This is a genomic window from Cytobacillus sp. GQ23, from assembly GCF_059758675.1.
Genome location: NZ_JCAXER010000010.1, coordinates 111,676 through 124,704, shown reverse-complemented (window position 1 = coordinate 124,704; position 13,029 = coordinate 111,676). Strand labels below are relative to the sequence as shown.

At 45.9% G+C, this 13,029-nt stretch carries 12 protein-coding genes; all 12 read right to left on the bottom strand.

Going from position 1 to position 13,029, the window contains the following annotated elements; translation table 11 throughout:
• Positions 1-13: 13 nt before the first annotated feature.
• Complete coding sequence (locus AC6CHU_RS10530) at positions 14-967, bottom strand: sugar kinase (protein ID WP_498121580.1); 954 nt, start codon at positions 965-967, stop codon at positions 14-16.
• A gap of 20 nt (positions 968-987) precedes the next feature.
• Entirely contained in the window at positions 988-1,854 is an 867-nt protein-coding gene (locus tag AC6CHU_RS10525; RefSeq protein WP_498121578.1) for a fumarylacetoacetate hydrolase family protein, read from the bottom strand.
• Positions 1,855-1,873: 19 nt separating this feature from the next.
• Positions 1,874-2,833 (bottom strand): C-terminal binding protein, encoded by a 960-nt coding sequence (locus tag AC6CHU_RS10520; protein ID WP_498121576.1) that lies wholly within the window; start codon positions 2,831-2,833, stop codon positions 1,874-1,876.
• 65 nt (positions 2,834-2,898) lie between these two features.
• Positions 2,899-3,846, bottom strand: a complete 948-nt coding sequence (locus AC6CHU_RS10515; protein WP_251284064.1) for a U32 family peptidase — start codon at positions 3,844-3,846, stop codon at positions 2,899-2,901.
• Complete coding sequence (locus AC6CHU_RS10510; RefSeq protein WP_498121574.1) at positions 3,843-4,754, bottom strand: dihydrodipicolinate synthase family protein; 912 nt, start codon at positions 4,752-4,754, stop codon at positions 3,843-3,845. Before AC6CHU_RS10510 ends, AC6CHU_RS10515 begins: the two co-directional genes overlap by 4 nt.
• Positions 4,755-4,770: 16 nt before the next feature.
• The gene (gene dgoD, locus AC6CHU_RS10505; protein WP_251284065.1) at positions 4,771-5,919 is read right to left on the bottom strand and encodes a galactonate dehydratase; all 1,149 of its coding nucleotides are present in this window, start codon (positions 5,917-5,919) and stop codon (positions 4,771-4,773) included.
• A gap of 91 nt (positions 5,920-6,010) precedes the next feature.
• Positions 6,011-7,477 (bottom strand): alpha-ketoglutaric semialdehyde dehydrogenase GucD, encoded by a 1,467-nt coding sequence (gucD, locus tag AC6CHU_RS10500; protein ID WP_251284066.1) that lies wholly within the window; start codon positions 7,475-7,477, stop codon positions 6,011-6,013.
• 19 nt (positions 7,478-7,496) lie between these two features.
• Positions 7,497-8,711, bottom strand: coding sequence for a UxaA family hydrolase (locus tag AC6CHU_RS10495; protein WP_498121572.1), 1,215 nt, complete (start codon positions 8,709-8,711; stop codon positions 7,497-7,499).
• Entirely contained in the window at positions 8,659-8,958 is a 300-nt protein-coding gene (locus AC6CHU_RS10490; protein WP_159863741.1) for a UxaA family hydrolase, read from the bottom strand. The genes AC6CHU_RS10495 and AC6CHU_RS10490 overlap by 53 nt, the downstream gene beginning before the upstream one ends.
• Positions 8,959-8,962: 4 nt before the next feature.
• Positions 8,963-9,859: a fumarylacetoacetate hydrolase family protein gene (locus tag AC6CHU_RS10485; RefSeq protein WP_498121570.1), complete on the bottom strand. Its 897-nt coding sequence runs from the start codon at positions 9,857-9,859 to the stop codon at positions 8,963-8,965.
• 126 nt (positions 9,860-9,985) lie between these two features.
• On the bottom strand, positions 9,986-10,753 hold the full coding sequence (locus AC6CHU_RS10480) for an IclR family transcriptional regulator (protein WP_159863745.1): 768 nt from the start codon (positions 10,751-10,753) through the stop codon (positions 9,986-9,988).
• 63 nt (positions 10,754-10,816) lie between these two features.
• Positions 10,817-13,027, bottom strand: coding sequence for a dihydroxy-acid dehydratase domain-containing protein (locus AC6CHU_RS10475; RefSeq protein WP_498121567.1), 2,211 nt, complete (start codon positions 13,025-13,027; stop codon positions 10,817-10,819).
• Positions 13,028-13,029: the final 2 nt, after the last annotated feature.

Genomic DNA, 13,029 nt, shown 5'->3' with positions numbered 1-13,029 from the left:
GTTTTCCTCCTTTTTATCGCGTAACATCTTCCAGGCTGCCATCCATAAAGGACTCAAGATCTGACCGATTAGGCAAGCCTTCTGCATCGCCATTCACCATTGTTACCATGGCTCCCATCGCGTTGCCCTGCAGTGCTGCTTCTTCCAGTGTTTTTCCGTCAAGCAGTCCTGAAAGGACACCAGCAGCAAATGCATCACCCGCTCCAACCGGATCGATTACCCGCTCAACTGTAAAGCCTGGAATTTTCTTCACCAAGCCTGAAGATGAAATCAGTGATCCTTCCTTTCCCAATTTCATAATGACTGTTTCAATTCCAAGATCGTGAAATCTCTCCACATATTCCTCAGGTGAACATGTGCCGAATAAAAACTCTGCTTCGGAAATCCCCGGAAGGACTATATCACTTTCAGAAGCATATTTTTTCAAAAATTGCCGTGCTTCTGCTTCATCACGCCAAATTTTCAAACGGAGGTTTGGATCAAACACGATTTTCGCTCCATTTCCTTTTGCTATCCGGATTGCTTTTTCAAACATCTCCCGGCATGAAGGGCTGAGTCCTGGTGTTATGCCAGTAAGATGAAGATACTCAGCATCTGAAATCGACTCTTCCGAAAGCCAGTCAGCATCCATCCGGCTGGCAGCAGAATCTTTTCTATAATAATAGACACGAGTGTCTTTCAAGCGCCTGAATTCTTTAAAAAAAACGCCAGTCGGGGCTTCTTGATCGCGCGTCACATAGGAAACATCCACTCCTTCGCCGCGGATGAATGACAGCATTGCATCACCAAATTCATCCTCCCCAACACGGCTGAGCCATCTCGAACGGTGTCCGAGACGGCTCAATCCGATGGCGACATTGGACTCTGCCCCGCCAAATTTCAAAGAAAAAGAATGGGCATGCCGAAGCATTCCTTCCTCATTCGGTGTAAAAAGAGCCATCGTTTCCCCGATTGTTACAACATCCATGTCTATCAGCCCTCTTTCTTCTATAAATCACCTATTACGTAATTCGATAGTGTTCCGATGTTTTGAATGGTAATACTCATTTTGTCACCGTCTTTTAGCCACACCTTTGGATCCCGCCCCATTCCAACTCCTGGAGGCGTTCCTGTTGCAATTAAGTCACCTGGCCTAAGCGTCATAGACTGTGATAAAAAAGAAATAATCTGGGGGATGGTAAAGATCAGGTTGCTTGTATTGGAATCTTGCATATTTTCCCCATTGAGTTCGAGTGAGATTGATAGACTATGCGGATCCCCTGCTTCATCCTTTGTCACGATCACAGGTCCTGTTGGCGCAAAAGTGTCTGCTGTTTTGCCCCGGGACCACTGGCCGTCTTTAAATTGCAAATCGCGGGCACTAATATCATTCATGATTGTGTAGCCAAATACATAATCGTTTGCCTTTTCTTCCGTTACCCGCTTGGCTTCTTTACCTATTACAATGGCTAACTCAGCCTCAAAATCGACTTCATTTGAATTAATGGGTATCTCTACAGCATCATTATGGCCGACAATAGCGTTTGCATATTTCGAAAAGATCACCGGCGAGGAGGGCGGTTCCATACCGGTTTCCCTGCAATGGTCAATATAATTCAGCCCGACACATATGATTTTTTCCGGCGATGGAATAGGCGGAAGAAGCTTCACATCAGAAATTGGAAAAACAGCATCTTCACTGTCACGCTCAATCAGGCTTTCAGCAAGCGGCAGCAGCTCTTTACTTTTTTCGATGAAGGTTTTCAGGCACGAAGGATATAGATTTCCGTCCAGCAAAGTTAAGCTGATGACTTTTTCTCCCTTAACAACGCCTATATGCTTCTGTGAATTAATAGTGAAGGCAGCCAGTTTCATATTCAGCACCTATCCTTTCTTATGTCAGGGCATAAGGTGTTTTTTCACCCTTTAAGACCTGAACGATATTTTTCGCAGCCTTTTGGCGAAGCTCCACCATGGCTTCCTCTGAATACCAGGCGCTGTGCGGAGTAATAATGACATTGTCCATATGAAGAAGCGGGCTATCGATGCTAATTGGCTCTTCTTCGGTTACATCAAGTGCTGCACCTGCTATGATGGCTTTTTCAAGCGCTTCTATCAGGGCCTTTTCATCAATGATCGGACCTCTTGCAGTGTTAATAATGACAGCATTTTTCTTCATTTGGCTAAATCGGTCTGCATTTAATAAATGGAAGGTATCCTTAATAAGCGGAACATGTACCGATAAATAGTCGGCTTCCCTAATGATTTCCTCCAGCTCCATTTTCCGCACCCCGGCTGATGCCATATCCTCTTCGGAAACGAAGGGGTCATAGGCGGCCAATTTAAAACCAAGAGGCTTTACCTTTTCAATAAACCTCCTTGGAATGCGTCCGAACCCTAGAACACCAACTGTTTGATTATTAAAACGGTGAATTGGGACACAGGCTTTGAAATCCCAATTTCCTTTTTTCACTTCATTATTTAACAGGGATACTTTACGTGCCCAAGATAATAGAAGAGCTAGGGCATGGTTCGATACCTCTTCCATCCCATAATCAGGAACATTAGCTACGATAATGCCTTTTTCATTGGCTGCATCTAAATCAATGGTATTCACACCAACACCATAGCGGGAAATCACCCTGGCATTTCCAAGGGATTCTATTACACGTCTGGAGATTGGTGCATATTGATTTAAAATGGCATCTGCATGCTTAGCCTGCGCGATTACCTCATCTTCCGTTTTGCATTGTGCTTTGACGAATTCTATATTAAGGCCGCTTTCGGTAAATACTGCTTCCTCATATTTGAGATTTTCAAATTCAAAGTCTGTTATAAGTACTTTATATGTCATTCTTTTCACCTCTTAAATAATAGTAGAAATCCCTGGAACGGATTGGACCGCTCAGGGATTGAAAATTATTTGGCCAGCGTTTTTTCAGCCTTCGGAACACCAAGCCCTTCTGCACCCAGCTTTGAAGTAACAGCTTCGGGATAATATCGTTCAATCATTTGAATACCGATGGAAGCACGGCGTACACGCTCTTTTACGAGTGAGATATTCGTGCTTTCCCATTGCTTTCCGGAAGGATAAACATCCGGGTGATTGCGAAGGCCAAATTTGATATAAACCGGAGCGAGAACCCGAATGATTTCCGGGATTTCGTAGTAGCGCAGGAAACCGCCGAAATTATCCGGAACCTCCACATACAAATCAATCGGAATATCAATGGCCTGACGGATTGCTGCAAGCTTTGCGAGCGGTAATGCAGAAGGTACATTATACGTATCTGCTCCGATATCCTGCATCAGTTTTACTGAAACAGGGTTCGCTGAGCCCATTTGCACAGATACCTTTACAACGAAGTCTTCCGGAAGCTGGCCTTTTTTCTTCATCTCCTTTGTTAAGAGAAGAAGTCCCTCATCAGCTACAAGTGCTCCTCTTAAGCCCAGTTCAGCACCGCGCTTTAAATCCTCCATAGCATAAACAAGCTGATCCGCTCCCTCGTGGCGAAGCGCCTGTGATTTCCCCCCCGCTGTAAACGGGGCTGCACTGATATCCCAAGTGCCTCTTGGACCAACAAATAAGCTTAGCTCCATTCCCCGTTCTGCTGTCAGTTCGCACATTTCTTTGATTTCCTCATCAGTCTGGAGCATAATGCCGCTTCCCTGAGAGACACGGTGTATCGTCAAGCCGAGCCGGTCAATTTCTTCAAGCGTAGCTTTTAATGCTTCAGGTCCTTCAACACTCGGAATTTCCACACGGTATTGGGCACCGTCCGGGAATCTTTTTGCGGAAGTGGGCAATTCTCGAAAATCACTGGATGGATAGCCTAATTGTTCAAGCAGTTCGCGGGATTCTTTCATAATTGAACGCCTTCTTTCGTTTCGATGATTTTTAATAGATTACGAACATTTTCACGCAAATTTGCAGGATATACATCAAACGGTGCACGATGGCCTGCTGCTGTATCAAACCAGCGCTGATGAACTGCTTCTTTCATGGATGTGAAAAAGGTCGGACAATACGTGTAAACATCCATCAGGCTGGAAATCTGCAGGTGACTGCTCTGGGCTTTAGCCAGATCCCCTCTTTGATAAGATTCATATAAATCCACCGAGACCTCAGGTGCAAATACTGCGCTGCCATTGATGCTGCCAGCTGCGCCAATCATCAGGGCAGGGAGCATGTGCTCGTCAAAGGCTGAAAAAACCAGGAAATCAGGACGGACTTTTTTCACTTCTGTCATTACCTGGCGAATATGGCCAAAATCACCGATCGTTTCTTTAATTCCAGATATATTCTGATAGTCTTTGGCCAATTTTATGATTAGCTCAACCGGCAAGTTTTGGCCGGTTAATTGCGGAATATTGTAAATAAACACAGGCAGCTCTGTACGGCTGGCAACAGTTGAATAGAAGCGATAAAGCTGATCATCTGAAAGCTTCCAATAATAAGGGCTGACAACCAGTACCCCATCTGCTCCCAGTTCCTCTGCATAAGAAGTCAGTTCAAGGACTTCCTTAAGAGCCGTATGTCCTACACCAACCATTACTTTTACACGTCCGTGAATATGCTTAATCATTTCCCTTACGTACAGCTTCCGCTCTTCAATGGAAAGAGAAGAAAATTCACCCGAGCTGCCCATCAGCAATATTCCATGAATATTCTGTGAAATCAGCTTATCAAGATACCTTCTATTCAGCTCCAAATCCAAATTTCCCGCTTCATCAAATAATGTGACAACCGGGGGGATAATACCATGAAAGCTCATCTTTATTCCTCCTCACTTACCATTCGGCGATGCTGCCATCTTCATGGCGCCAAATAGGGTTTTTCCAATCATGTCCGGCTTCAGCTGCCTGCTTTACTTTTTCCTCGTTAATCTCTATACCGAGTCCAGGCTGATCCGGAATGTTTACATAGCCATCTTTATAGGCGAATACGCCAGGATTATTAATATAATCGAGAATGTCCATCCCCTGGTTATAGTGAATGCCAAGGCTTTGTTCCTGGATGATAAAATTTGGAGTGGAGGCATCCAAATGCACCGAAGATGCCAGTGTCATTGGTCCAAGAGGACAATGCGGCGCAATCGACACATCATACGCCTCTGCCATTGCGGCAATTTTCTTTCCCTCCAGGATGCCGCCTGTATGCGAAAGGTCAGGCTGGATAATATCCACATATCCATCCTGCAGAAGCTGCTTGAATCCCCAGCGTGTATACATCCTTTCCCCGGTGGCAATTGGACAGGTTGTATGCAGGGCAATCTCACGAAGAGCCTCATTGTTTTCCGGCAGCACCGGTTCTTCAATGAACATGGGGCGATAGGGCTCCAGCTCTTTCACCAATGTTTTGGCCATAGTTTTATGAATGCGGCCATGAAAATCAACCCCAATGCCGAAGTCCCTGCCGAGTGCCTCACGTATGGAAGCCACACGCTCAATAACCGCTTCCACTTTTGAAAAGCTGTCTATGTAGTTCATTTCTTCAGAGGCGTTCATTTTTATCGCCTGAAAGCCCTGCTCCTGCTTTTCTATTGCCGCCGCAGCAACATCAGCCGGCCGGTCCCCTCCAATCCAGGAATACACCTTAATCTTTTGGCGCGCCTTTCCGCCGAGCATTTCATAGACTGGTATATTGTAATACTTTCCTTTAATATCCCAGAGCGCCTGCTCAATCCCGGAGATCGCACTCATCAAAATCGGCCCGCCACGGTAAAAACCGCCCCGATACAATGTTTGCCATATATCTTCGATGTCATTAGGATTGCGGCCAATAATATAGTCTGATAGTTCATTAACAGCTGCCTTCACTGTTTCAGCGCGCCCTTCGACAACAGGCTCTCCCCAGCCTGAAATGCCTTCATCTGTCTCTATCTTCAAAAACAGCCAGCGCGGAGGAACTTTATATAATGAAAGCTTCGTAATTTTCATATGGGCACCTCACAACTTTTTTATAAAAAGGAGATTTCTAGTTTGGAAATCTCCTTTTCAGACTCTGAATGTTTTTCCTTATTCAGCCGGTTTATGAGCCTTTTATGAAAACGGTTTTAATCGCTGTATAAAATTCTTTTGCAGCTTCACCTTGTTCACGTGAGCCTGTGCTTGAGGCCTTCATTCCGCCAAATGGAGCCTGAAGCTCTACACCGGCGCTTTCCGCATTGATCCGGACGAGACCTGCTTCAATTTCATCGATGAATTCCAGAATGGAGCTGATATCGGAAGTAAAGATCGAAGCGCTCAATCCGTATTTTGTATTATTTGCCAGGTCAATGGCTTCCTCCAGATCAACGGCTCTAATAAGAGCAATCACAGGTCCGAAAATCTCTTCCTGAGCAATCGTCATGTCTGGTGTCACGTCTTCAAAAATCGCCGGTTTTACGAAGAAGCCCTTATCAAATTCGCCGCCAGTCAGTACTTCGCCGCCATGAACCAGTCTGGCACCTTCATTTTTTCCGATTTCAATGTACTTGTTAAATGTGTTGAACTGGCTTTCACTTGCACATGGTCCCATCCAAATTCCTTCTTCAAGTCCATTGCCTATAGTGATTTTTTCAGAAGCCTCAATTAACTTCTGCTTAAATTCGTTATAAACATCTGATTCTACAATTACCCTGCTTGAAGCCGTACATTTTTGTCCAGAAGAGCGGAAACCGCCGCTGATGACTGCTTCAACCGCCTGGTCAAGATTGGCATTTTTCGTGACAATCACAGGATTCTTTCCGCCCATTTCAAGCTGGAACTTGATGCCGCGGGCTGCTGCTGCTTTCGCTACACCCTGCCCGACAGTTTCTGATCCTGTAAACGTAATAGCGTTCAATTTTGGATGGTCAATCAATCCCTGGCCAATAACAGCGCCTGAGCCTGTTACAAAATTTAAGACACCTTCAGGGAAGCCGGCTTCTGCAAAGCATTCAACCACCTTTGCAGCTGTAACAGCTGCTTCACTCGCGGGTTTGAATACAACCGTATTTCCATATACAAGAGCAGGTGCGATTTTCCAGATAGGAATGGCTACAGGGAAGTTCCAGGGAGTGATAACTCCTACTACTCCAAGCGGTGCACGCTTTGTGAACATAAGGGCGTCTTTATCTGTTGATGGAATAACGTCTCCATCTTTGCGCATTCCTTCCCCTGCATAATAACGAAGAATGGCAATGCCTCGGGCAGTTTCCCCTTTGGCTTCAGGCAATGTTTTTCCCATTTCTCTTGTCATGCTTTCGGCAATTTCATCCAGTCTTGATTCAAGGATGTTTGCTGTTTGGAACAAGAGCTGGCCTCTTGCGGCCTGGCCAAGCTTACGCCATGCTTTCTTGGCATTAAAAGCTGCTTCTACAGCCCCATTCAGCTCTTCCTCCGCAGACTTTTGCACATAGCCTACCGCTTCCTTTGTAGCAGGATTAATGCTTTCAATAACATTTCCGGATGCAGATTCTATCCATTGGTTATTAATAAAGTTCCTGAATGTTTTGGTTTCAACAGTTGTTTTCATAATTGAACTCTCCTTTAAATTAAAATGTTGGGCCAATACGCCAAATTCCAAAGTCATGCTGTTTCAAGATTTCTGCTTTTGTCAATTTGCCATTTGCGACAGCCTGAATCTCCTTCATAATACGTCCGCCGACTTCTCCGACAGTCTCTTTACCGTCTACGATGGTTCCGGCATCAAGATCCATGTTTTCGTTCATGCGTTCGAACATTGGTGTATTTGTCGAGATTTTTATCACAGGGGCAATCGGCGATCCGGTAGGTGTTCCGCGTCCGCTTGTGAATAGGACAATTTGCGCTCCGCCTGCCACCATACCTGTTAACTGTTCGATATCATGCCCCGGCGTATCCATCCAGACCAGCCCTTTTTTGGTCGGTCTTTCTGCATAGTCAATCACTTCTTCCAAACGCGTGGTGCCCGACTTTGTTGCAGCTCCTAGCGACTTTTCTTCAAGAGAGCTTAGGCCGCCTTCAATGTTGCCCGGGCTTGGATTGCCGGTACGGATATCAACACCCATTTGAATGGAGCGGTTCTCCATCATTTTAATGACGGCATATGCTTTTTTAGCAACCGAGTCATTCGCTGCCCGATTGGCAAGCAAATGCTCTGCACCAATTAGTTCGGTTGTTTCAGCTAAAATGGCGGTGCCTCCCTGTTCAACCAGCATGTCGCTTGTTCGCCCAACAGCCGGGTTTGCCGAAAGGCCTGAACATGCATCAGAACCCCCGCATTCTGTACCGACTATCAATTCGCTGAAATCACATAGCTCACGCTGCACCATGGATGCATCCTGTACCATTTTCACAGCAATTTTTGCTGCTTCGGCAATCGTTTGAAGCGTTCCGCCATGTTCCTGTATGGATACAGTCTCAACCGGCTTGCCGCATTTAGCTATTTCATCACCAATACGGTGTGCCTGATGGGTTTCACACCCTAGGCCGAGGACGATCACACCGTAAACATTGGGGTTCATTCCCAGTCCGGCATAGGTTCTCGCTGTCTGGTCATAATCGGTTCCAACCTGCGCGCAGCCATGCTGATGGATGAATGTAACAGTTCCGCTGACCAGCTCCGTCACCCGCTGTGCCGTTTGCGTCGCGCAAGTAATAGTAGGCAGGATCAGCACATGGTTTCTTACTCCGACACGGCCATCTGGACGGCGGTAGCCCCAAAACTGAAGCTTTTCATTGAACAATCTTGTCACCCCTTCCTCTTTTGCCTTCAAGATTATGAACATGCACATGTTCTCCGGCATCGATTGGGGCAATAGCCGCCCCAATCACCTCACCATACTTAATAATGTCATCCCCCTGGGGAATGGCCCGGACTGCAAATTTATGGCCAAATTGGATCGGCTCAAGAATACGAACTGTTTTTTCGATGCCATCTGCTTTGACCATCACTTCCGCTCCCGCAGGTATATCTGATAGAGCTACAGCCACACTGTCTCTTTCATTTAAAAAAAGTGTTTTGTACTCACTCATTTCCTCACCCCTTGGCGGCTTGCTCCACTTTTTCACTTTGGACAACCGGGTTATTCAGGATTCCTATACCAGGAATTTCGATTTCAATCCGGTCATTTTCCGCTAAAGTAAATTCGTTAGGCGGTACAACGCAAGTTCCTGTAAGAAGGACGGTTCCGTCAAATATTTGGTTATCAAGCACCAGGTACTGAACCAGCTCATCCAGTGTGCGTTTTAACTGGCTGACTTGAGCATCTCCAAAAAATACAAGCTCTTCATCCCGGTAGATGCGGCAGATAATCTGAAATTCATAAGGATCTGAAACAGTCTCCGCCAATACAATAGCCGGCCCAATGGAGCAGGAGTTCTTCCAAACCTTTGCCTGCGGGAGGTACAGCGGATTTTCCCCTTCTATATCCCGGCAGCTCATATCATTTCCGGCTGTATAGCCAAGCACATTACCATCTTTATCAATGACAAGCCCCAGCTCCGGCTCCGGGATTTGCCAGTTGGAATCGGACCTTAGATATACAGGATCATTCGGACCTACCGTTCTCGCTGATGTTGATTTAAAGAAAATTTCCGGCCTCACTGCATCATAGACTTTGTCATAAAATGTTTCACGATCGAGCTTCCCTTGTGTAGCTTCATAATTTCGCGCTTCCCTGCTTTTCTTGTATGTCACGCCGGACGCCCAAACTTCTGGAGCATCAATCGGTGTGGTTAACCTGAGGCCTTCAAGAGGCTGTTTATCTGATTCCTCAGCAACTTGTTTTACAATATCAAACGCTGTTCTGTTTTCTTCACGTGCTTTGGCTATCAATGACATAAAGTCGCTGAATGGAAGGTCTGCCACTTCGTTTTCATTTGTTACACCTGCCAATTGTTTTTCGTTTCCCTTTAGGTAGCGAATAATTCTCATTTTTCTCTCCTCCTGAATGACTATTATTTATGTTTTAAATCTTCAATTAATTCAATGTGTATTTAAGCTACATTCTAAGTGGTAGGGAGAATCCCTCTAAGGATGCTCCCAGCAGAATATTTTGATTTAAATTTTTTGGTACTCATACCCAAGGTCCTGCGATATGCTGGTGCTGCACTCTTTCAGGAGTCCCACGTGGTATTCACGGACTTCATCCGTTACTTTCGAAGCAGGCATGGACATGCTGATCCCTGCTATTACCTCACCGGAATAGTCTTTAATCGGAACTGCATAACAGACAATGCCCGGTTCGTTTTCTTCATTATCCACTGAATAGCCTGCCTCGCGGACATGAGCGATCTCCAAGAGTAACTCCTCTTTTGAAGAGATTGATTTTGGAGTCTGTTTTGTGTACTGATAGTTTTCAAGAAACTGATCCAGTTCGGCATCTGTTTTTGTTGAGATGAGCGATTTGCCTACCGCACTTGTATGAACGGGAACCCTGCGTCCGATGCGGGAGTAAAGAACGGTAACTCCGCTTCCTTCAACCTTATCGATATAAACACCTTCCTGCCCATCGAGAATAACCAGATGAACCGTTAAGTTTGTCATCGCGGATAGCCTTTCAAGATGCTTTCTGGCTACTTTCCGCAGATCAAGATTACTCAGGACCATGTTGCCCCGTTCGAAAAGCTTTAGCCCCAGACGATATTTTCCATTTTCCTCATTTTGAGAAATGTATCTCTGTTCCTGCAAAGTCTTTAGCAGCGAATGAACCGTGCTTTTATGAAGATTCATTCTTTTGCTTATTTCTGTGATGGATAATTCTCTATCCCGCTCGTCAAATAAATCCATAATTTTCAATGCACGTTCAACTGATTGGATAATAGGCATTTTTGCTCACTCTCCTAGTTCTATTTAGCCTAATTTTACAGGAATTTTGACGAGCTTGCCTCTTTAATTTGCAACAGTACCTGTCTCTTGAAGCAAAACATCTGTCTCATAATCCAGAACTGCATCCTCGGCTACGGCCAGCGGAACCACCCCGTTTGCAGCATCCGTATGGCCGTACATGCGATTGCTTGCTGCAACCAGCTTCTGGCGTGCCTTCATTCGCTGCTTTCTCTCCTCTGCAAGAGACTGGCGATCTGCTTTTAAGCTGTCAGTAAAGGAATGGACAACCTCCCCTGCGAAAAGCCGGGATTTGTCTACAAAATCAATGCGGCGTCCCCTCAGCTGAAGATGTACAACATCACCTGTCTGAAGGAAGCCAATGCCGCCGCCCTCGTATCCTTCCGGGGTCATATGTCCAATCGCAGCACCGTATGTAACACCCGAATAACGCCCGTCACTGATAATGGTTGCAAGCTTTTTCATGACCCGGTTGGCATTAATATGCTGCATCGGTGTAAACATCTCCGGCATTCCAAAGGCTACAGGACCCTGACCGGCAATGACAACTGAAATTTTCAATATGCCTTTTTCAGCCATTTCATCAAATAGCTTTTCGTATTTTTCTTCTTTTAATAGTTCCCATTCCGCCCTGTTGTTATATTTCAGTGTTTCCAGCAGGAGGTTATGGTCAAATAGCTTATCCTTTTTAATATCGTTAAGCAGATTCGAGTCAAGAAGGCTTCTGTTTGCATCATCTTCATTTTCAAAGTAAAGAACAAATGCCAGTTTATCATCAAATTGATCAAGCTGCGGCGTCGGCATCCCGCTGATTTTTACCACTGCGCTTTCAAAGAAATTGCCCTGCAGAACATCCACTCCGCTAAATGCCCTGCGCGGTGCTTCAGCAGATAAGATAACAGGATTTTCTTTTACATTTAATGCCTGGAGGCTTCTTGTGATGGCGAGACGCTCTCTCCAGGTTCTGGCTGCAACTGTCGGCGCATCCTGATCCATCGGTACACCATGTTCAAGTAATTCGTAAAAAAGAGTTTCCATTCCCCTGCTCGTTCCGCTGCAGCACTGCATAGCGAGCGAATAAATATCACGGCCTTCTGTCAGGCTATAGTCGAACAAATCCGGAATTGGATGCTCATGATGGATGCGGTCCAAATCCCATAGACTAAACTTGTATCCGCCATAGAGCATGCCTGCAACAATATGCATCATCAGATTAGTGGAACCGCCGGATGCACTATGAATGCGGACCGCATTTCTGATATTGGCAGCCACAATATTGGAAACGCCATACTTTTCTTCATTAATCATGGTGGCAAAGCTATCAAGAACTGAATTGATCTGCCTTTGAGTCGGCGGATCTGTCAGCAGCTCCACCGCCGGATGAACAAGGCCCAGTCCAGCCACAAGATGTCTGGAACTATTTCCGGTTCCATTAAAGGCACAAACCCCTCCCTGACCGTCGCATGTCGCAACTGCCAGCCTCATCTCAAAATACTTATGCTGTTCCTTTGTTAGGATGCCCCTCTCATAGGCACGCTCGAAAACGCCCTGGAAGGCTGTATTGGATGAACACTGCAGGATATATGCCATTGTGTCACGTAAATCGGCAGCCACATCAGCTGCACCATCTGCCTCTGCTTTTTTCGCCAATTCTTCGAGCTCTGCGATGACATCATCAGGGATTGAGCCTCCTTCGAGCACATGAGCAGGCGCAAAGGTTGCAAAAAACGGAGCTTCACCGCGGCTGCGTCTTACCCGGTCGACATGTGCCAGCGCACTGACAACGCCCAGCGGCTGTTTATCACACCCTTGAATGACGAACGCACCGTGATAACTATGTGCCTCAAGCTGATTAACCACCATTTGGGCAACCGCATTCCTGCTTTGCAGGGAATAGCTCATCCCCTGATTGCTTTGGGCAGTGCCGTCACACATAACCGGTGTGGAAAAATAAAAAGGAACTCCTCCGTTTTGCCAAATGCGGATGGCCGCACGCGCAGAGGTTTGATAGTCCATAATGTGTGCAGGATGGTCAGATGAACCTCCGATAATGGCAATTCGCGGAGCATTTACTTCCAGGCGGTTGTAAATTTCCTCGAGTGTCCAATCCGGCTTTCCGCCTTCATAGGAGGAGCCGAGTGTCTGTTTGGCGCGGTCCAAAAGTCCGGCTACCGTAATCGGTTCATTCGCTTTTCCCTGCACATTGTCACGGTATGGATTTACAGGATTATCTATAAGCGGGTATAAATGTGTCATAT